The sequence below is a fragment of the Nonlabens dokdonensis DSW-6 genome (assembly GCF_000332115.1).
GTDB lineage: Bacteria > Bacteroidota > Bacteroidia > Flavobacteriales > Flavobacteriaceae > Nonlabens > Nonlabens dokdonensis.
In genome coordinates, this window is record NC_020156.1 from 2,457,030 (window position 1) to 2,478,068 (window position 21,039).

19 protein-coding genes are annotated in these 21,039 nt (G+C 34.6%); 15 read left to right on the top strand and 4 right to left on the bottom strand.

What is annotated here, in order from left to right:
- Nucleotides 1-32 precede the first annotated feature (32 nt).
- From DDD_RS10725 to DDD_RS10735, 3 genes are read left to right on the top strand one after another with little or no spacing between them, the layout of a single operon-like run.
- A complete protein-coding gene (locus DDD_RS10725; protein ID WP_015362877.1) occupies nt 33-1,631 on the top strand; it encodes an amidase family protein in 1,599 nt (532 codons plus the stop codon).
- 30 nt (nt 1,632-1,661) lie between these two features.
- Nucleotides 1,662-2,000, top strand: coding sequence for a hypothetical protein (locus tag DDD_RS10730; protein WP_015362878.1), 339 nt, complete (start codon nt 1,662-1,664; stop codon nt 1,998-2,000).
- A gap of 35 nt (nt 2,001-2,035) precedes the next feature.
- Nucleotides 2,036-2,647 (top strand): DUF1684 domain-containing protein, encoded by a 612-nt coding sequence (locus DDD_RS10735; protein ID WP_158441685.1) that lies wholly within the window; start codon nt 2,036-2,038, stop codon nt 2,645-2,647.
- Between the two features lie 228 nt (nt 2,648-2,875).
- On the opposite strand, the gene DDD_RS10740 is transcribed toward DDD_RS10735, so the two are convergent.
- The 3 genes from DDD_RS10740 to DDD_RS10750 form a co-directional block, all read right to left on the bottom strand.
- Complete coding sequence (locus tag DDD_RS10740; protein WP_015362880.1) at nt 2,876-3,955, bottom strand: carboxypeptidase-like regulatory domain-containing protein; 1,080 nt, start codon at nt 3,953-3,955, stop codon at nt 2,876-2,878.
- 245 nt (nt 3,956-4,200) lie between these two features.
- Nucleotides 4,201-4,905, bottom strand: coding sequence for a VanW family protein (locus DDD_RS10745; RefSeq protein ID WP_015362881.1), 705 nt, complete (start codon nt 4,903-4,905; stop codon nt 4,201-4,203).
- A complete protein-coding gene (locus DDD_RS10750) occupies nt 4,902-5,597 on the bottom strand; it encodes a class I SAM-dependent methyltransferase (protein ID WP_111474692.1) in 696 nt (231 codons plus the stop codon). Before DDD_RS10750 ends, DDD_RS10745 begins: the two co-directional genes overlap by 4 nt.
- 134 nt (nt 5,598-5,731) lie before the next feature.
- On the opposite strand from DDD_RS10750, the gene rimO reads away from it, so the two are divergent.
- On the top strand, nt 5,732-7,039 hold the full coding sequence (gene rimO, locus DDD_RS10755) for a 30S ribosomal protein S12 methylthiotransferase RimO (RefSeq protein ID WP_015362883.1): 1,308 nt from the start codon (nt 5,732-5,734) through the stop codon (nt 7,037-7,039).
- Nucleotides 7,040-7,122: 83 nt separating this feature from the next.
- Here the strand turns inward: rimO and DDD_RS10760 are convergent, their stop codons facing one another.
- Nucleotides 7,123-9,006: an ABC-F family ATP-binding cassette domain-containing protein gene (locus tag DDD_RS10760; RefSeq protein WP_015362884.1), complete on the bottom strand. Its 1,884-nt coding sequence runs from the start codon at nt 9,004-9,006 to the stop codon at nt 7,123-7,125.
- 270 nt (nt 9,007-9,276) lie between these two features.
- On the opposite strand from DDD_RS10760, the gene cysQ reads away from it, so the two are divergent.
- The 11 genes from cysQ to DDD_RS10815 all read left to right on the top strand — a co-directional run bounded on the left by cysQ (nt 9,277) and on the right by DDD_RS10815 (nt 21,033).
- On the top strand, nt 9,277-10,077 hold the full coding sequence (cysQ, locus tag DDD_RS10765) for a 3'(2'),5'-bisphosphate nucleotidase CysQ (protein WP_015362885.1): 801 nt from the start codon (nt 9,277-9,279) through the stop codon (nt 10,075-10,077).
- Nucleotide 10,078: 1 nt separating this feature from the next.
- Complete coding sequence (locus DDD_RS10770) at nt 10,079-10,318, top strand: DUF2061 domain-containing protein (protein ID WP_015362886.1); 240 nt, start codon at nt 10,079-10,081, stop codon at nt 10,316-10,318.
- Nucleotides 10,308-10,898 (top strand): adenylyl-sulfate kinase, encoded by a 591-nt coding sequence (gene cysC, locus DDD_RS10775; protein WP_015362887.1) that lies wholly within the window; start codon nt 10,308-10,310, stop codon nt 10,896-10,898. The genes DDD_RS10770 and cysC overlap by 11 nt, the downstream gene beginning before the upstream one ends.
- Nucleotides 10,898-11,803, top strand: coding sequence for a sulfate adenylyltransferase subunit CysD (gene cysD / locus DDD_RS10780; RefSeq protein ID WP_015362888.1), 906 nt, complete (start codon nt 10,898-10,900; stop codon nt 11,801-11,803). Before cysC ends, cysD begins: the two co-directional genes overlap by 1 nt.
- 97 nt (nt 11,804-11,900) lie before the next feature.
- Nucleotides 11,901-13,157, top strand: a complete 1,257-nt coding sequence (locus DDD_RS10785) for a sulfate adenylyltransferase subunit 1 (RefSeq protein ID WP_015362889.1) — start codon at nt 11,901-11,903, stop codon at nt 13,155-13,157.
- Nucleotides 13,158-13,359: 202 nt separating this feature from the next.
- Entirely contained in the window at nt 13,360-14,166 is an 807-nt protein-coding gene (locus tag DDD_RS10790) for a polysaccharide biosynthesis/export family protein (RefSeq protein WP_015362890.1), read from the top strand.
- 1 nt (nt 14,167) lies between these two features.
- On the top strand, nt 14,168-16,633 hold the full coding sequence (locus DDD_RS10795) for an exopolysaccharide transport family protein (protein ID WP_015362891.1): 2,466 nt from the start codon (nt 14,168-14,170) through the stop codon (nt 16,631-16,633).
- A 103-nt stretch (nt 16,634-16,736) separates the two neighbouring features.
- The gene (locus DDD_RS10800; RefSeq protein WP_083892394.1) at nt 16,737-17,717 is read left to right on the top strand and encodes a glycosyltransferase family 10 domain-containing protein; all 981 of its coding nucleotides are present in this window, start codon (nt 16,737-16,739) and stop codon (nt 17,715-17,717) included.
- Nucleotides 17,718-18,181: 464 nt separating this feature from the next.
- Nucleotides 18,182-19,021, top strand: a complete 840-nt coding sequence (locus DDD_RS10805) for an ABC transporter permease (RefSeq protein WP_158441686.1) — start codon at nt 18,182-18,184, stop codon at nt 19,019-19,021.
- 2 nt (nt 19,022-19,023) lie between these two features.
- Nucleotides 19,024-20,229 carry an ABC transporter ATP-binding protein gene (locus DDD_RS10810; protein WP_015362894.1) on the top strand — a complete coding sequence of 402 codons (1,206 nt, stop codon included), beginning with the start codon at nt 19,024-19,026 and terminating at the stop codon, nt 20,227-20,229.
- A 45-nt stretch (nt 20,230-20,274) separates the two neighbouring features.
- Nucleotides 20,275-21,033, top strand: a complete 759-nt coding sequence (locus DDD_RS10815; protein WP_111474694.1) for a sulfotransferase domain-containing protein — start codon at nt 20,275-20,277, stop codon at nt 21,031-21,033.
- The last annotated feature ends 6 nt before the right edge of the window (nt 21,034-21,039 follow it).

The window sequence follows — 21,039 nt, forward strand, 5'->3', positions numbered from 1 at the left end:
GCGAGAGTTTTATTTTTAGGGAAATTTAATTCATGAAAAGGCTACTACTTTTTTTACCGTTTTTATTTTTAGCTTGTAAAACTTCTGACACAAGCGTTAAACCTGCATCAGACGATTTTAGAGAATTCAAGGTGTTAGATTCTCAGTATTTAGAAAAGGATCAGATTTTTGGTAATTTGCTGGAAGAAGTAGTCCGCTTTCGCGAAAGCGATAACTTAAAAAGCCTTATTCTAGAACAAAGTATACCAGATATTCAGGAAGCTGTTGCAAGTGGGAAGTTGACTTATCGAGAACTTACCTTATTTTATTTAAAGAGAATTTACACCTACGATAGAGAGAATCCTAAATCTCTTAATGCAGTTATTTCTATTAATTCGAATGCCTTAAAACAAGCCTCTCAAGCCGATGACGACCTGGCTTATTTAAAATCCCAAGGTGGGCAAATTCCTTTATATACTTTGCGTGGAATGCCTATTTTATTAAAGGATAATATCAATACGGTTGACATGCCTACGACTGCAGGAGCAGCTGTATTGTTAGAAAATACTGCAACACCAGACGCAAAAATAGTAGCAAGTTTAAAGCAGGATGGAGCTATTATATTAGGAAAAGCTAACTTAAGTGAATGGGCATATTTCTTCTGTGGCGATTGCCCGAGTGGTTATAGCGCGGTAGGAGGACAGACCTTAAACCCTTATGGAAGAAGAACTATCGATACTGGTGGATCGAGTAGTGGTAGTGGAGTAAGTGTTGCTGCAAATTTTGCTGTAGCTGCGATAGGTTCTGAGACTTCTGGGTCTATCTTATCACCTTCTTCTCAAAATAGCGTTGTAGGTTATAAGCCGTCTACAGGAACTTTTAGTGGGATAGGAATTGTTCCTATTTCAAGTTATTTAGATACGGCAGGACCTATGACTAAAAACGTTATGGACAATGCAATTCTAAGTCGTGCTCTAGGAGCTCCTTATGAGGTAATCGACAGTTACGGAACAAATGATTTTGAAAACGGAACGCTTGAAGGAGTTCGTTTTGGAGTGTGGACGTCATTCAAAGAAAATAAATTGTATGCAAAAGCACTTTCTGATCTAGAGGAAGAAGGTGCGATTTTAATTGAGCTGGACGATACACGACCGCAATTAAACGGTTTTCTGAAACTATTAAATTTAGATATGAAAAACGATCTTCCGGCTTATTTTGCTGGGCAGTCTGATTCAAAATATCGTGGTTGGGACGTTGAGAAAGTTATGGAATGGAATAAAAAAGACTCTTTGAAATCCATGCCTTATGGTCAGAAATTATTTCAAGGTATAATAGATGAACCTTCACTTACTGAAGAAGAATTATGGAAATTTAAAACAGCGATGACGGCAACAGCTCAAGAATACTTTGATAAGCTTATCAAGCAACATGATCTAAGTGGTTTTGTTTCTATAAATAATTACACAGCAGGAGCTGCAGCGGTAGCATTTTTTCCTGCAATGACAGTTCCTATGGGTTATGATGAATCTGGAGAGCCTTATGGACTTACTTTTATAGCACCTAACGAAGAGGATAAACTGCTATTTACATGGGCTTATCTTTATGAGAAAATTAGTAAGCATCGAGTAATGCCAGAAGAATATAGAGACTAAAAAAGTCTAGAAATATTATAATAAACGACCTTGGAAGATAATAAACCACCTATTCTCAACAGTAAAAATATTGCTTTGATCACAAAGATCATCGCGATTTATGCTGCGTTTTACCTTTGCGTAATAATTGTGCAATTATTTGTAAATCCGTTAGATGAGAATCCGTTGACTCCTCAAAATGCGTATGATCCTATTTACTTTATGGCAGCAGTTCATTTGATTGTATTGGCAATAAGTGGTTGGAGTGTTTTAAAAAAGAAGTTTCACTGGATAGTTGCATTAGTGTGCGCGGTTTTAGTAGCATTTTCTCGGTTTTATTATAATGAGATTGCAGAGTATATTTGGGGCTTGACTACGACCGTTTCCTGATTTAAATAAATTATATAATGATTTACAATTCTATGATGAAGTATATTTTTTTAGCTGTCTTTTTAATTACCTCAACAGCAGTTGTTGCTCAAGATTATAAGAAAGAATCAATAGATTACCGTCAGAAATTATCTCAGGAATACAAATCTGGAGAAAACAATGTGCTCACTGCTAGGGAGAAAAAGAACTTCGGATACTTAAATTTTTACGATTTTGATCCAGATTTTGTCGTAGAAGCACGATTTGAACCACTAGACAATACCGAAGAATTAAAGTTGGAAACTTCTACCACTCGCATTGCTTCTTATGTAAAATATGGTTATTTACATTTTTCTTTAAAAGGAAAGAAATGTAAACTGCTGGTATTATCAAGTCCAGATTTAAAAGATGATCCAGAATATTACAATTATTTATCGGTATATTTTACTGATGAGACTAATGGACAAGGATCCTATGATATAGGTCGTTATATGGAATTGAGATCACCTTTAAGTGAAAAGGTAGTGCTCAACTTTAATAATACATACAATCCTTATTGTGCTTACAGTAAAAGATTTTCTTGCCCGATACCACCTAAAGAAAATCATTTGCCGCTATCAGTAAAAGCTGGTGTGAAGAAAGGGTTTAAGAGTTTTAGGAAGTTTTAGAATCTTTTGTGTTTCTAGAAAAAAAAACAGAAACCAACATGCCAAGTATTTTTCTTGGCATGTTTGGTCGCCTGTCGCGATCTTGAAATTTTTCCTGATTAATTTTAGGCCTAATAAAACAACTTTTTATATTCTAGCATCGAGATTAGATTCAGACGATGCCAACACGAATAGTTGGCATGTCAAATCTTAAATGGTTTTTTTCTTGTTTTGAGACTTTTAAAAATTTTAGAAGTAAAAGTTATAACCTAGTCCTAATTGAAACTCTTCATAATCGGATAGGTGTTTGTAGTTTCCTGTGATATTCCATGATCGCCACCTATAATTCATTCTCAGGTTATATTCTTCAACTTTATTCCAATTAATATAATTAGCTTCAACATTTAAAAATCTGGTGATTTTTTTCTCTATACCAATGCCGTAACCATAATTTTCAAAATCAAGTTTGCCTTTATAATTCAGATAACCGCCTATTAATTGTAGCTTAAGGAAGTCATAGGATCCAAATAATGCGATGTCTTTCTCAGATTGGAGTTTATAAGAATGATATTGCATATTATCAAAGTCTGCATTTTCAGTTGAGGCTTTTATTTTCATACTAAAGTTATTAGTGAAATATATTCTTTTTTCAAGAGCTACTGCAGTTTGACTATTATTTTCAAAATCTGTAGCATAGCTTATCTCAATTGAAGAATTTAGAAAATTAGAGTTATTCTTATAATAAGCACCCCAAGTTTTGTAATTTATGCCATATTGTAAATAAATTTGATTTTGTGGTACATAGGGAAAGTAGCAAAGGATTAAGTCTGAAGTCAATGTTACATTGATAACCTTTTTATTACCTACAACGATCTCTTGAGGATCATACCCAGTATATGAAAACACCAAAACATCTTCTGGACTTGCCTCTAAAGAATAGTTTCCATCAAAGTCGGTCTCTGCAAAAACGCTTGTTCCTTTTACCACGACAGTTGCCCCTAAAAGAACATCATCTGAATCACTAACTACTCCGGTGACAGTTCTTTTATGAGGTACTTTACTAAAATCTAAATTAATGACTCCTTGATTACCTACTTTAACTTCTGTAGGTTCATAACCTATATTAAATATTAAAATATCTTCTGGTAATGCCTCTATAGAATACTTACCATCAAAATCTGTGTAAGTAAAAAAGCCTGTTCCTTTTATCGAAATGGTTACTCCTAATAAAGTTTCACCATCAGGACCAGAGACAGTTCCAGTAATTGTTCTTTGTGAAAAACAAAAACTACTGACTAAAAAACTTAAAAGGACTAAAAATTGATTCATTAAAATTTGTTCGGAAATTTAAATTTAAGCAAAGTTAGGATCATTAGATAATTAGAATGAGTAAACCTTTGATTTAAGTAGACTGAAAAATTGGCTTAAAATTGTTTAAGAATTGTATAATTAAACAAATTACCGCACCGATCCTTTCCGACCAAAGCTCGCTACCGCTCGCTTTGCCCACCTTTCCTTTGCCAAGGAAAGGAGTTATTACTTTTAACAAACAAATAGATGATTTGATTTCAAAACTATACCCTATACCTAGAAACTCCCAAAACCTCACCATTACTATTCCTAGTTTCTACCACTTTAAAATCTGTTTGAGAAACAAGGTTCCAACTTATTTCTTGCTCCACAAAAGGCTGATCACTTATTAAATGAAGTGTTAATGAATTCTCTTTAAACTCTAACTCTATACTTATAGCCTGATTCAAATTGTTAGTAAATCGCAAGTCCTTATAGCCATAAACAACCGTTGCGTCGCTTCCTAAAGGAGTGTAACGAGTTTCTTCTGTGTAGATATCTATAGAATGATGGTGTCGCTCTGTGATTTCTAATCCAGCTTTAAGTGCAGCGATATATAGCATTCCAGAAAGTTGACACAAACCACCACCATAATCTTCTTGTAATTTCCCAGCGAGCAAGTTGCGACCTTTCTTGAATCCGTTTTTTGCGATAGGAGCTGGAACGACATGCCAATAAGAAAAGTATTCTCCTGATTGTATGATCAAATGTTCCATTTGCTGGTAAGATAATTTAATGTTATGGATTTTATTAATCGCTCCAGCGTTGTTTTTAATAGGTTGAGTAACGCTAACTTTATGATGAAAACTTGAAGTATTTCCTTTGTGAGCACCTAGGTTTTTATAAAATCCAGACTGCTTATCACTACGAGCTCTTTTAAAGAGTTGCCATTGTAATTTTAATGATTTTGGAACGAGTTTGCGTATCATTTTTTCTCAAGAATTACCGCAATATAACTACTGTAAGACTTTAAAAAACTGCGACATAACAATTGATCGATTCCGTAAAACCATTTACGAGTACTAACTGGGAATTTATGAATAGGTAGAAATAGAAAACCTTGAGAATACATAATCGTAAAAAGATTTCCAGCGAGTTTTTCCATATCAGCAAGATCCAGACTCGTTGCACCATGCCAGTTGGCTGCTTTATAATGAATTAGTTTTCGCCTTTTTTGAGATGGGAAATCAAAAATCAATTGACCTCCAGTTTTTAAAATGCGATGCGATTCTTTGATGATTCCTTGAATCACTTCTTTATCCAGATGCATCATCACATGAAAGGAATAGATTTTTTCAAAACGTTCGTTTTCATATCTGGTGGCTGTTCCACTCGCGACTTGTAATTCTTTTTCAGGATGTTTTTCTTTGGCAACTGCCAGCATTTTATCGCTAGGATCGATACCGTGATTTGCATAATCCAGAAATCTTCCAGTTCCACAACCTAAATCCAAATGGTTTTCTAGTTCTTCCTTACCTATAAAAGTATCAAAAAACGTAATTTCTTGTCGGTGGATAAAATCTCCGTAAGAATTGGCAAACCGAGACTTGTCATAGTCTTTTGCGATTGTATCGTAGTATAATACGTTTTCATTTTTCTCCATCTTGGTAAGGATCTTCATTGCAAACTTGCATTAAAGTTAATTGATTTCTAGCTGTTAGTTTTAATGAATAGGTGGATAAGTGTTCTGCTTTCGCGAAAGCGAGATAAAAACAACCATTTTAACATCACTAAGTCGTAAATTTGCAGCCGCTTATGAGAACAAAAACGAGAAAAAAGAATAAGATCAACGTAATAACTTTAGGTTGTTCTAAGAATGTGTACGATAGCGAGGTGCTGATGGGCCAGTTGAAGGCTAGTGGTAAGGATGTTGTGCATGAGGAAGAAGGTAATATCGTGGTGATCAACACTTGCGGTTTTATCGATAACGCAAAGGAAGAATCTGTGAATACGATTCTTGATTTTGTAGAACGTAAGCAAAATGGTGAGGTAGATCAGGTGTTTGTTTCAGGTTGTTTATCTGAACGATACAAGCCAGATCTTCAAAAAGAAATTCCAGATGTAGACCAGTATTTTGGTACGACAGAATTACCATCACTTTTAAAAGCTCTAGGTGCCGATTATAAGCACGAGCTGATAGGTGAACGAGTAACGACTACACCTAAGAACTATGCGTATTTTAAAATTGCCGAAGGTTGTGATAGACCTTGTTCTTTTTGCGCGATCCCTTTAATGCGTGGTGGACATAAAAGCACACCTATTGAACATTTAGTCATAGAAGCTGAAAAGCTTGCTGCAAATGGTGTCAAAGAATTGATTCTTATCGCACAAGACTTGACTTATTACGGTCTTGATTTATATAAAGAAAGAAGACTAGCTGAGTTATTGCGCGAGCTGGCAAAAGTAGAAGGAATCGAATGGATCAGAATGCATTATGCGTTCCCAACAGGTTTCCCGTTAGATGTTCTCGATGTAATGAAGAGCGAGCCTAAGGTGTGTAATTATCTAGATATTCCATTGCAGCATATATCTACACCAGTTTTGAAGTCTATGCGTCGTGGTACTACATTTGAAAAAACCAACGCTCTTCTAGAAAAATTCAGAACACTTGTTCCTGAAATGGCGATACGTACGACTCTAATCGTAGGTTATCCAGGAGAAACAGAAGAAGATTTTGAAATCTTAAAGCAATGGGTAAAAGACCAGCGTTTTGAGCGAATGGGATGTTTTACGTATTCGCATGAAGAAAATACTCATGCTTACAAGCTAGAAGATGATGTTCCTGCTGAGGTAAAGCAAGAACGTGCTAATGAGATCATGGAAATTCAATCGCAAATTTCTTGGGAATTGAACCAGCAGAAGATAGGTCAAGAGTTTAGAGTGATGATTGATCGCAAACGTGGTAACCATTTTGTAGGTCGTACGGAGTTTGATAGTCCAGATGTAGATAATGAAGTCCTGATCAATGCTGAGCAACATTACTTATCAGTTGGTTCTTTTGTTAATGTAAAAATTACCGAAGCTGAAGATTTTGATCTGTTTGCAGTTCCTGTTGAGGAGTAGATAATCAGAAAGGAATTTATACACAAAATCAAAAGGGGCGGAATTAATTCCGCCCCTTTTGATTCTTATAATGTTTTTAAATTCTAATTAGCCGCAATTTGCTCACTTAATTCCAGCCACTCCATTTCTAGATCTTCTAGTTGAGATTTTGTTTTTTCTAGCTGTATGGAGTTTTCAGTCATTTGATCTGGATGAATCTCAGGATCAAGGAAACTGTCTTGTAGTTTTTTCTTAGTTTCTTCTAACTGTTTGATTTTATTTTCCATTCTAGAAAGCATTTTTTGTTGCTCTCTTGTTGGACCAGAGGTAGGAGTTACCGTTTTTACCACTTCTTTTTTTACTGGCGCAGGTTTTGCTTCTTCGGCCTCTTTATCTAGTGCCATGTCTGTATTACCTACGTAGGCTCTAAAGTCGCTGTAATTCCCAGGGAAATCGGTAATATTTCCAGATTGATTAAAGACAAATAAATGATCCACAATCTTATCCATAAAGTAACGGTCGTGACTTACTACTATAATACATCCAGGGAAATCCATTAAGAAATTCTCTAAGACATTTAGAGTAGGAATGTCGAGATCGTTAGTAGGTTCATCAAGAATCAAGAAATTAGGGTTTTGAATCAAAACAGTACATAAATACAGTCGTTTCTTTTCTCCACCGCTCAACTTCTCTACAAAGTCGTGTTTCTTTTTATTGTCAAAAAGGAATCGCTCCAGTAGCTGACTCGCACTAATGATCTTTCCCTTATTAAGAGGGATGTATTCACCAAATTGCTTTACCACATCAATTACTTTCATTCCAGGCTTTGCCTCGATACCACCTTGAGTGTAGTAACCCATTTTTACGGTTTCACCTACCACAACTTTGCCAGTATCTGGCTCTAATCCACCAGTAACCATGTTTAAGAAAGTGGACTTTCCCGTACCGTTTTTACCGATAATTCCTAGTCGTTCACCTCTTAAGAAATTATAGGAGAAATCACTGATCAAATGCTTGTCTCCAAAGGATTTACTTATTTTATGCAGCTCAACGACTTTGGTGCCTAGTCGCTCCATGTTGATCTCTAGTTCTACCTGATGATCTTTACGGCGGTTGTGTGCCGCTTCTTTAATCGCATAGAAGTCGTCGATACGTGATTTTGATTTGGTACGTCGCGCTTTTGGCTGGCGTCGCATCCAGGTCAATTCCTTTTTATAAAGTTGTTGTGCTTTTTCTTGATTAGTTTGTTCTATCTCCATACGTTCTTGTTTTTTCTCGACGTAATAGGAGTAATTACCTTTATAAGTGTAAAGTTGACCTTGATCTAATTCTATGATTTCGTTACAAACACGATCGAGGAAATAACGGTCGTGCGTTACCATGAGAATGGTGTAGTCTTCTTGTTTAAAATACGCTTCTAGCCACTCGATCATTTCTAGGTCTAAATGGTTAGTAGGCTCATCCATAATTAGCAATTGAGGATCAGAAAGAAGTGCCATCGCCATTGCGATACGTTTCTTTTGTCCACCACTTAGTTTTCCTACTTTTTGAGATAGGTCGTCCAGTTTAAGCTTGGATAAAATCTGGCGGTATTTAGTTTCAAAATCCCATGCATTTGCGGCATCCATGGCGTCAAGTGCTTTTTGCATCATTTCTGCATCGTCTGGATTTGCCATCGAGTGCTCATAGTCTGCAATGATTTTCATGGTAGGTACATCACTATCCAGAATCACCTCTTCAATAGTCATTTCTGGATTAAGGTTAGGTTCTTGAGATAAGAATGCCATTCTAAGATCGGTACGATAAGCGACATTACCGCTATCTGGTTCTTCTTGTTTTGTGATTATATTGAGCAGTGACGATTTACCGTAACCGTTTTTTGCTACAAAACCTATTTTCTGTCCTTGATTGATACCTATGGATAAGTCTTTGAAAAGCACTTTATCTGCAAAGGCTCTGGTTACGTTTTCTACGGTTATGTAATTCATTGTTGCACTGCTTAATTAGAGTTTGCAATATTACGGCGTTAAGCTGTTAGATTAGTATGGTCATCCCAGAAAATTTGGTATTTCATAAGCTGTTTGTAATCAAATAACTTTTCCCAAATTTATCTGGGATCTCTTGGTTCACTCTCTTGGCTCTGATTAATTCCGCTTTCGCGAAAGCGAGATTAATATAAAAATATCGATGGAAAACAAGAGTCTAGCTAGTAGCTATCTTTTCTAGGTTGATTACATTTGTTTTCTCAATAGAAAATTATGGTTCATCAAGATTTATTGTATCACAGTATCAATGCAGCGATTGCGGCAGGTGATGCGATCTTAGAAGTCTATCGTCAAGACGAGATAGAAACACAGTCCAAAGCTGATGAATCACCACTCACCAAGGCAGATCTTGCTTCTAATGCTATTTTAATAGAACAGCTGGAGCTCACTGGCATTCCTATTATCAGTGAAGAAATTAAAAATGTTCCTTTTAAAAAGCGTAAGAATTGGGACGAGTGCTGGATCATCGATCCGTTAGATGGCACTAAGGAATTTATCAATAAGAATGGCGAGTTTACGGTTAATATTGCTTTGTTAAGTGACGGGAAATTGCAACTAGGTATTATTTACGTTCCTGTAACTGGAGTCTTATATTTTACAGCTGGCGATATGAAAGCTGCTTATAGGTATACTCATAAAGACCAACTTCCAGAATTAGAAGAACTGATGACTGCTGCTCAAAAATTACAACCTCAAAAAAGTGAAGAGGTGCTCAAAGTAGTAGGAAGTAAATCGCATATGAATGAAGAAACGGTTGCTTTTATTGAAAGCTTAAAAAAGGAAACAGATCGATCTATTGAGGTAGAGAGTATAGGTAGTTCCTTAAAATTTTGTCTAGTAGCATCAGGTATTTGCGAAATTTACCCACGTTTTGGACCTACTATGGAGTGGGACACCGCTGCTGGACAAGCTATTTGTGAAGCTGCTGGACTTCAGGTAGTAGATGCAACGAGTCACTTACCTTTGCAGTATAATAAAGAAGATTTGTATAATCCGCATTTTATAGTGAAGTAATATGGAAGTTTCTAAGAAAAGGCATATTGCCAAAACCATTACCTGGCGCATTATCGCTAGTGTGACCACTTTTATCCTGGCTTATGTTTTCTTTAAAGAAGATCCAGAAGCAGTTTCTAAAGCAACTGGTGTAGCCGTTGCCGAGTCTGTTATTAAAATGTTGCTGTATTATTTCCATGAGCGTTTCTGGTATAAAAGTAATTTTGGATTAAAAGGACGAAAATCAGATCATGGAGAATAATATTTTTGCCTACGATTATGAGGAAGTAAAAGAATTGCGTAGTTCTGTAAAAGGGCATCGACCTATAGTAGTTTGGCTTACAGGTCTCTCTGGATCAGGTAAATCTACTATTGCCAAGGCACTGGAAATACAGTTGATCAAAGATGGTTTTCATACGTCTACTTTAGATGGTGATAATTTAAGAACTGGATTAAATAGTGGTTTAGGCTTTAGTAAAGAAGATCGAGAAGAAAATTTAAGAAGAGTCGCTGAGGTCGCAAAACTCATGACTGATGCTGGTCTAATAGTAATTGCCGCATTTGTATCGCCTTTAAAAGCGAATAGAGATTTAGTGAAGAAAACCGTAGGAGCAAGTCGATTTATCGAGGTTTTTATTGACACGCCGCTAGAAATATGTGAAGAGCGTGATGTAAAAGGATTGTACCAGCTTGCTAGAAAAGGAAAAATTAAAGATTTTACTGGGATTAATGCTCCGTATGAAAAACCAGAAAGTCCAGATGTTCATATAGAAACTAGTATTTTTACAGTTGAAAAATCCGTAGCGATATTATCCAAAGAAATACGTTCAAAAATTAAGTAATGAATAAGTTTTATCTCGATTATTTAGAAGAATTAGAGTCTGAAGCAATGTACGTGATCAGAGAAGTCTGGGCGCAATTTGAGAAGCCGGTGATTTTATTTAGCGGTGGTAAAGACAGTATTGTAGTTACTCATTTAGCACAAAAAGCCTTTTATCCAGCTCGAATCCCTTTTAAATTAATGCATGTAGATACAGGACATAATTTTCCTGAAACGATTGCCTTTAGAGATGCAATTGCCAAGGAGAAAAATGTAGAAATGATCGTTGCCAGTGTGCAAGAATCTATTGATACTGGTCGTGTTCAAGAGGAAAAAGGTAAAAATGCTACTAGAAACGCCTTGCAAACAACCACTTTATTAGATGCTATAGAAAAACATGGGATAGATTGTGCCATAGGAGGAGCACGTAGAGATGAAGAAAAAGCTCGAGCAAAAGAACGTTTCTTCTCTCATAGAGATGACTTTGGGCAATGGGATCCTAAAAATCAACGTCCAGAACTTTGGAATATCTTAAATGGTCATCATTATCAAGGAGAACACTTTAGAGCATTTCCTATATCTAACTGGACTGAAATGGATGTCTGGAATTACATCAACAGGGAACAAATAAAGATCCCTAATCTTTACCTAGCTCATGAGAGAAAGGTAGTGTGGATGAATGATGCCTGGATTCCTTATTCAGAATATTTATCACATGTAGATACTAAAGATGTAGTTACAAAAAAGATCAGATTCAGAACTTTAGGAGATATCACTATTACGGGCGGAATGGAGTCTGATGCAGATACTATTGATAAAATTATCTTAGAAGTTGCGGCATTGAAGCAAACAGAACGCGGTAATCGTAGTGATGATAAACGATCAGAAACTGCGATGGAAGATAGGAAGAAGCAAGGATACTTTTAAATTTAATTAGAGAGTAGGAAACAAGAGGCAAGATTCAAGAGTCAAGACTTAAATGTGGGCAATTTGATATTTGATAAACTGATTTTACGAGTAAAAAATGAATATAGATAACAACCAATTATTAAGATTTACAACAGCTGGAAGTGTAGATGATGGTAAAAGCACACTGATAGGTAGATTGCTGTACGATTCAAAATCTATTTTTCAAGATCAAATCAATGCCGTAGAAAACTCTAGCAAACAAAAAGGACTGGAATCAATTGATCTAGCCATGTTTACTGATGGTTTGCGAGACGAACGAGAGCAAGGGATCACCATAGATGTTGCCTACCGCTATTTTACCACACCTAAAAGAAAATTCATTATTGCAGATACTCCAGGTCATATTCAGTACACTAGAAATATGGTTACTGGTGCTTCTACTGCAAACGTTGCTTTGATACTTATTGATGCTCGTCATGGCGTTATAGAGCAAACTAGAAGACACGCTTTTATTGCTAGTTTATTGAACATACCGCATATCATTGTATGTGTGAATAAAATGGATCTGGTAGATTATGATGAGCAAGTTTACAATACTATAGTGAAAGACTTTGAAGAGTTTTCTTCTAAAATGCTTACTAGAGATATCACTTTTATTCCTATGAGTGCTTTGAATGGAGATAATGTGGTGCATAGATCAGAGCATATGAATTGGTATCCTGCGGCACCTTTATTATATACATTAGAAACCCTTCATATAAGCAGTGATTTAAATAAGTTGGATTTAAGATTTCCTGTTCAAACAGTTTTGAGACCACAACTTCAGGGTTTTGAAGATTACCGAGGTTATGCAGGTCGATTGAGTAGTGGCGTAGTACGTGTAGGAGATGAAATCACTGCGCTACCATCTGGATTTACTTCTAAGATAGCAAGTATAAACGTAGGTGAGCAAGAAGTGAAAGAGGCTTTTGCTCCTATGAGTGTAGCGATTACTTTGCAAGATGATATAGACATTGCTCGAGGCGATATGATTGTGCGCTCTAACAACCAGCCGGAGTTATCTCAAGAATTTGATGTTATGGTATGCTGGCTTAATGAAAAACCTTCTCAACCTCGTAAAAAATATAAAATCATGCATGCTAATAACGAGCAAGTGTGTATGATCAGACAAAAAGTTTACAAACTAGATATTGAAACTTTAAAGAGAGAAGAAACTACAGAAGAGTTTCATATGAACGAAATAGGTCGCATGACTTTTAAAACAAGTAAAGCCTTAATGATTGATACCTATCGAGAGAATAGAATCACGGGAAGTGTTATTCTTGTAGACGAGCAAACACATGAAACTGTTGCTGCTGGAATGATTGTGTAAGTAGTTGTTAGTGTTCTCGCTTTCGCGAAAGCGGATACATAAAAGGGAAAATTAAATTATACTACAATTTGCATTCAACTTAATGAAATTTTAATACTAAAGCTAGGTAATAATATTTAAACTACTGAGTTATTAAGGCAAGTAACGTTAGCAAATAAGCTTAATATCTCTTTATATTTGTAAATCATTTTATTTCAATTTAATGAACAAATTCTTAGGACTCATCATACTTTTATTATTACTAGTTACTTCTTGTGTACCTACTCGTAAAATTACCTATTTACAAGAATCTGATGCTGTTAAAAATGACACGTTGATCAGAATTCAAAAAGTGCAGGCTCCTTATCGTTTACAAATCAATGATATTTTGAGCATTCAAGTTAAAGCTCCTTATGATCAAAACGTTGTCTCTATGTTCAATGTTTCTGGCGGAGCAAATGCAGGAGCGCAAGGCGGTCAACAAGGTGGTGGTCTTTATTTCAATGGTTATACGGTAGATTTACATGGCGATATTCGTGTGCCTCAATTGGGTAAAATAAAAGCTTTAGGGTTGACCTTAGAAGAGCTGCGAGAGTATATTGAAAAGAGATTGCTCACAGAATATTTCAAAGATAATGCTGACTTATTTGTCACAGTAAGGCTTGGTGGATTGCGTTACGTGATGACAGGTGAAGTAGGAAGTAAAGGAGAACAAGTTATTTTTAGAGATCAAGCAACTATTGTAGAGGCTATTTCTAATGGTGGTGGCGTTCCAATCACGGGAGATTTAACAAATGTGAGAATTGTAAGGCAATATCCCGAAGGCGTGAAAGTACATCATCTAGATCTTACACAACTAGATGTGATCTACTCTCCTTATTATTATATACAGCCTAATGACATGATTGTTGTAGATCCATTACCTCAAAAAGCGCTAGGAACTGGTACTACCGGTTTAGCTTCGTTCACTACGATCATTTCTGTTTTTACAACACTGGTGACAACATTGTTATTTATAACTCGATTGTAAGATGGAAGAAGAAGACAAAGATGTAAACTCGCTATCTGGAATTTTTGATGTTAGACAGTTTTTTGTCAAAATCATCCGACTCTGGTGGTTGTTTTTATTATGTATAGGTATAGGTATGTGCTATGCTTACTATAAGAATCAATTCATAAAAACTGTTTACTATGCGAGTTCTTTAATAAGTATAAAAGATAATTCAAATCCTTTATTTACTAGCAACCAAAGTCTTACTTTTAATTGGGGTGGAACCACTGACAAGGTGACCACTGCTATAGTTCAATTTAAATCACGAACTCATGCTGAGAGTGTTGTGGATGAACTTCAATATTATATCAACTATATTAAGGAAGGCGAGTACTATAATACAGACGCTTACAAGCAAACTCCTTTCTATATTTATGCAGACAGCAGCAAACCACAATTATATGGTAAGCTTATAAGGATCAAAGTATTAGATCAAGATTACTTTGAACTTTCTACAAACTTTTCTGATAATCCAACTGCTAGAGGATTTCATTATGGTTTAAAAAAGAATACCACTGTTAACACTCCTACTGGAGACTGGAAGCAACAATTCAAATTTGGAGACTCTATAAAATTGCCCTTTTTAAATGCGTTAATCGAAAAGCGAGGTAAAAAAATTGCTACTGGTGGAGAGTGGCTTTTTAATTTCGGGAATTATTGGGGACAGGTTAATCGTTATAAGGGCATTTCCATAAGTCAAGAGCCAGAAGGTTCTTCAATATTAAAGTTGTCTCTATCAGGAGGAAATAAACAACGTCTTATAGATTATATCAACACGAGTTCTGTATTATTAGAACGAGGTGAGTTAGAACGTAAAAATAAATTTGCTGTTAGCACGATCAAGTATATAGATAGTTCTCTTGTATTGCAAGAGCAAGCCTTAAAAACCTCTGAGCAGGATATGAAAGAATTTAGAGATAAATCTCAAATGCTGGATGCGGTTTCTCAAAATTCTGATTTTAATAAGCGACTAACTGAATTTGAGATTCAGAAACGAGGCATTAACAGTAAGCTCAATTATTACGATAAATTAAAATCATACCTAAAAAATAAAACTGATTATACACTAATTCAAGCTCCTTCAGTAGTAGGGATACAAGAAGGAAGTATTTCAGCTGCTGTAGGTCGTTTGATAACACTTTCAGAGGAACGCAAAAGGCGTGAGTTTGCCATGAGGCAAGATGCTCCCATTTTTAAGGAAATCGACCGCGATATAAATGCTGTTAAAGATATCATCTATGAGAATATAAGCAGCTCTAAAAGTTTACTCAATTCAGAATTAAATCAATTACTAGTTCAAATTAACAAAGTAGAAACTCAAATTAAAAAGCTTCCTAAGGAACAACAAGAGTTTTTAAGAATACAGCGTCAGTTTGCTATTGATCAAAATGCATATAATGTCTTTAAGGCCAAAAGAGCCGAAGCTGAACTAGTAAAAGCAGCAAATGTATCTGATATATTTGTTATTGATGAAGCAAAGGATACAGGAAGTCCAGGTACTCGTAAAGATTCTAATATTAATTATTTGATAGCCATACTCATAGGGCTATCAATTCCCATTTCGCTTGCTTTTGTACTCACGATCTTAGATAATTATATTAATGCACCTAAAGATGTAGAGAAATTATCTAAAATCCCGCTTATAGGTGTAGTAGGTAAAATGGACCATCCTACTAATTTAATAGTAAGAGATAAACCAAAGTCTACTATTGCCGAATCCTTTAGAGGAATACGATCTAGTTTGCATTTTATTTATGATCAAGACTCACTGCACGGTTCTCGTACCATAATGGTAACTAGTAGTGTGAGTGGTGAGGGAAAAACTTTTACCAGTATCAATCTAGCTACGGTATTTGCTTTGAGTGGTAAACGCACGGTTCTGGTAGGAATGGATTTGAGAAAGCCTAAAATATTTGATGATTTTGAGATTGAAAATGACCTAGGAGTTTCTAATTACCTAGTAAATGATTGCAGCTTGAATGATATCATACGCTCGGCAGGAATGGAGAATTTAGATATAATACTTTCTGGTCCAGTACCACCTAATCCTAGTGAATTAATCATGTCCAGACGTGCTGGTGAGATGATTGAGCAGCTCAAAAAAGATTATGATTATATCATTTTAGATACGCCACCCTTAGGTCTAGTAGCAGATGCGTTGGAGATTGCAAAACATGCAGACGCTTCACTTTATCTTATACGCCAAGGTTACACTAAGCGTGGAATGTTAGATGTGGTTAATGAAAAGTTTGATAGAAAAGAGGTCAAAAATATCAGTTTTGTTTTTAACTATTTAAATGAACGTGGTAAATACGGTTATGGTTACGGTTATGGCTATGGTTACGGTTATGGGGCTTATGGAAATGGGTATCATGAAAACGATCAAAAGAAAAGTTGGGTAAATAAACTAGCTGGATTTGCCGAAAAGCTATTCAAAAGAAAATAATGCGTTTACAACGTCCAGTATTTTTAAATTGATAATTTTATCTCCACTTCAGTATTATTGAATCTTTATTAGAATATAATCCAATGCCTATCTCATTGCAGAAATGAATATGTCATACTCTCATCAATTTAAGGAAAAGCTTAAAATCAATTACGTTGATATGTGGCCTGATTTTCAAAATCAAAATAACATTTTTCATCAGTTATTAAGTAAGCGATATGATCTGGAAATAACAAGTACACCAGATTTTTTAATTTATTCCTGCTTCGGCAACGAGCATTTAAAATACTCTTGCGCTAAATTATTTTATACCGGCGAAAATCAGAAGTCTAATTTTTATGCTTGTGATTATGCTGTTACTTTTGAGATGTTAGCTAGTCATAAACAGTATTACTTACCATATTACGTGCTACGAGTTATCGAAGCTAATAAACTAAGTCAACTTAAAAAAATATATAATCAACAAGAGGCTCAAGACATTTTAGACTCAAAAACGCAATTTTGTTGTACCGTTGTTTCTAATGGCTTTGGTCAAGTGCGCAATCATTTCTTTAGAGAATTGAATAAAGTTAAAAAAGTAAATTCAGGTGGAAGATTTGAGAATAATGTAGGCGGTCCTGTTAAAGATAAAAACAGCTTTTGTCAACAACACAAATTTGTGTTTGCCTTTGAAAATGAGAAAGAAAAAGGATATTGCACAGAAAAAATAACCGATGCCCTTTTAAGTAACTCCATACCTATATATTTTGGAGACCCAACAGTAACCGAGGTATTTAATTCCAGCAGGTTTCTCAATTACGATGACTTTTCAAGCACAGACGACTTGATAAAGGCCATCTTAGATATAGACTCAAATGATAAAAAGTTTATGGAAATATTAAAACAACCAGTATTTAAAAATGCGCAAACTCCAGACTTTTTTGATTTGAATCATTTGCTAGATTTTATTTCAACGTGCATCGACGATTCTAAGCTAAACACACCAGTGTCACAAACCTATAAGAGACATATCTATTGGGTAGCAACAAAAGTCAAGAATGCTAAAAATAAAATTAGAAATACCTTAATTTTATCTAACCGGTGAGAAGGATGTGAGGTTTTTTAAGATTCACATATTAGTCTAGCCTCATGACTTTCATAGTTACTCTCAAAAATATAGAGTACAAGTAAAAAAAAATGAAAAGTAATTTTTATGTTATAGGACACCAAATTTCAGATTTATATTTCATAAAGAATTATTTTAAAATTGCTATTTTGACGTTTTAGAAGTAATACAATTTAGATAGTTGTTCTCTTGATGTTCAAGATAAAAATCACTTCAATAAAGTTTTAAAACATTACTTTTGTCTTGTTAAATAAAACTAAAAATCTGTTTTAATTGCTATAGTTTCAAAGCTTTTTTTCTAAAGTAAATATGATATTTAAAAGAAGAACAAAAGCATGAATAAAGCCTTTATTTTTTCGCTTTCGCGAAAACAAGTGCTTGTTAAATGCCGAAAATAGCGATCCAAAAAAGAAGCGACTAGCTCAATAAACAATTTAATGTCATTGGAAACCAAAATATACCAAAGAGGTAATAGTTTAAACCTCATGCAAATTCTTAAAGACTCTTTGAGTGATATTTACAAGTCTCGATTTCTAGCCAAACAGCTGGCTACAAGAGATATAAAATCTCAATATAGAGAATCCTTGTTAGGAATATTCTGGGCGTTTGTAACCCCTTTGAGTACGGCTTTGGTATGGATTTTTATCAATAAATCTGGTGCGGTATCTCTAGATGATACTGGCGTTCCCTATCCTTTATTTGTATTTGCAGGGACATTAATGTGGTCTACACTTACAGATGCGATCAATATGCCTATGATGGCTACGAGAGGTTCTTTGGGAATCATGAGCAAAATTAATTTTCCAAAAGAGGCACTTCTTGTTTCAGGGTTTTATAAACTCTTATTTAACAGCTCTTTTAAAATATTATTGATTGTTTTTTTCTTTTTCTTTTTTAGTGTGTCCTTAAGCTGGTACATCCTGTTATTTCCACTCACCTTTTTGATCTTAAATCTAGCCGGCATATCTGTAGGACTTTTAATAACACCTATAGGTCTATTATACAACGATGTTTCAAAGTTCATCAGTTTATCTTTGCGTTTTATCATGTATGTGACTCCTGTAGTGTATACGATTCCAGAAACTGGCCTTATGAAAACGCTCATGGAGTGGAATCCATTAACACCACTTATTTTAATTAATCGTAATGTGTTATTAGGTCTAGAATTATCTTTTTTAAATTATTTCATAGGCATAGCATTGGTGACGATTCCTTTATTACTATTAGGGTTACTGATCTATAGAGTTTCTATTCCAGTCATTGTTGAACGTTTTAATGCTTAATTATGGAAAATAAAGAAATTCTTGTAAAAGTAGAAGGGCTTTCTAAAAAGTTTTGTAAAAGCTTAAAGAAAAGTTTAAAGTATGGTATATACGACCTCGTGGCTAACTTGAGAGGTAAACCTTCTAGCGATGATTTGAGACCAGATGAATTCTGGGCGCTTAAAGACATTAATTTTGAGCTGCGACGTGGGGAATGCTTGGGATTGATAGGACACAATGGTGCAGGTAAATCTACCTTATTAAAAATTTTAAACGGATTGATCAATCCAGATCATGGTAAGGTCACCATGCGCGGCAGAGTAGGTGCATTGATCGAGTTAGGTGCCGGTTTTAATCAGGTAATGACCGGTAGGGAGAATATTTTTAATAATGGCGCCATCTTAGGGTTTTCACGAGAAGAGATTGATGCTAAAGTAGAAGAAATCATTGATTTTGCAGAGATCAGTGACTTTATTGATATGCCAGTACGTAATTATAGTTCTGGTATGAAAGTGAGACTAGGCTTTGCTGTAGCTGCGCAAATGGAACCAGATGTATTAATCATCGATGAAGTACTTGCTGTAGGTGATTTAGGGTTTGTGTTAAAATGCTTTAAACAAATCGATAATATATTACCCAATACGGCTATTATATTCGTTTCACACAATATGCCTATGGTATCTAGAATTTGTAATCAAGTTATTTTGATTGATAAAGGAAAATCAAGATTTCATGGAGCTGATGTAGGTCGTGCTATCGATATTTATTATTCAAGGTTTTCAGCAAATAAGAAACAAATTATTTTTACTAATGATACAGTGAAACTTAATGATTTACAAATTTCAAATAGTGAAATCAATTCAGAAGGCATTTCAACTTTAAATTGGGGTGATGATTTGATTTTGCTTCTCCATCTTAGTATCTTGAGGAATACACCATTTCCTAAATTCTACATAATGATTTCTGATAAGGAACAAAGGCCAGTAGCCATATTAAGGCCTAATGAGGATGATTTTATAATTGAGAACAATACTGATGATGTGAAGCTATTAGTTTCACATAAAAACTTACAATTATCAAAAGGACTGTATTCTATTAATTTAACTTTGTTAAAATCGTCGTCGACTGAGCCTATTCTTAGAGTTAATAATATTATATCATTTCAGGTTATAGATGAAAAAGAAATTTGGCCACCTTTTTTATTGAATTCTCAATATGAAACCGTGTAATCGATAACTAATTTTAATTCTAAATAATATGTTTACTTATCTAATATGAAAAATAAAATATTGAATAGTTTTGGTTTAAAGAAAAACAACTCAAAAATTGACGGAATCCATTTTATAACTGCTTTTCCAAAAAGTGGGTCTTCTTTTATTTCATTAGTAATAAGTGATTTATTAGGTTATCCAATTAGAGATTTGATCTATTCTCATTTTAGAGAACAAGACATTTATTTACCAGAGTTAAACAAGTATCTCAACCAAAATATTGTTAGTAAACATCACACTTTAGCTACTGAGCCTAACATAGATATTTTAAAGGAGAATAATATTCATCCAATTATATTAATTAGAAATTTGGCAGATGTTGTCATTTCTCTAAGGGACCATATAGTTAAAACTCTTAAATGGCCGCATTTTGAAGTTCCATTAGATTTTGATCAATGGAACGATAAGGATCAATTCAACTTTTTAATTGAGATGGCAATCCCTTGGTATATATTCTTCTATGTGAGTTGGAGAAAAGTTGAAAAAGAGAATAAATTGAGAACAAAGTTTATTTGCTATGAAGAATTCAATCAACGTCCCTTAGAAGTTTTTAAACAAATATTTGTTCATTATAATTTAAATATTGATGAGGATAAAATATTGGCAAGTATGAACAATGTGAAATCCATGTCTAAGAATAAGAATAGATTAAATAAAGGCATAATAGATAGATCTAGCAAGCTTTTAACGGTAGATCAAATTAACAAAATACATGATTACACTAAATTCTATCCTAACATAGATTTTGAACCAATTTTATAATTTTTT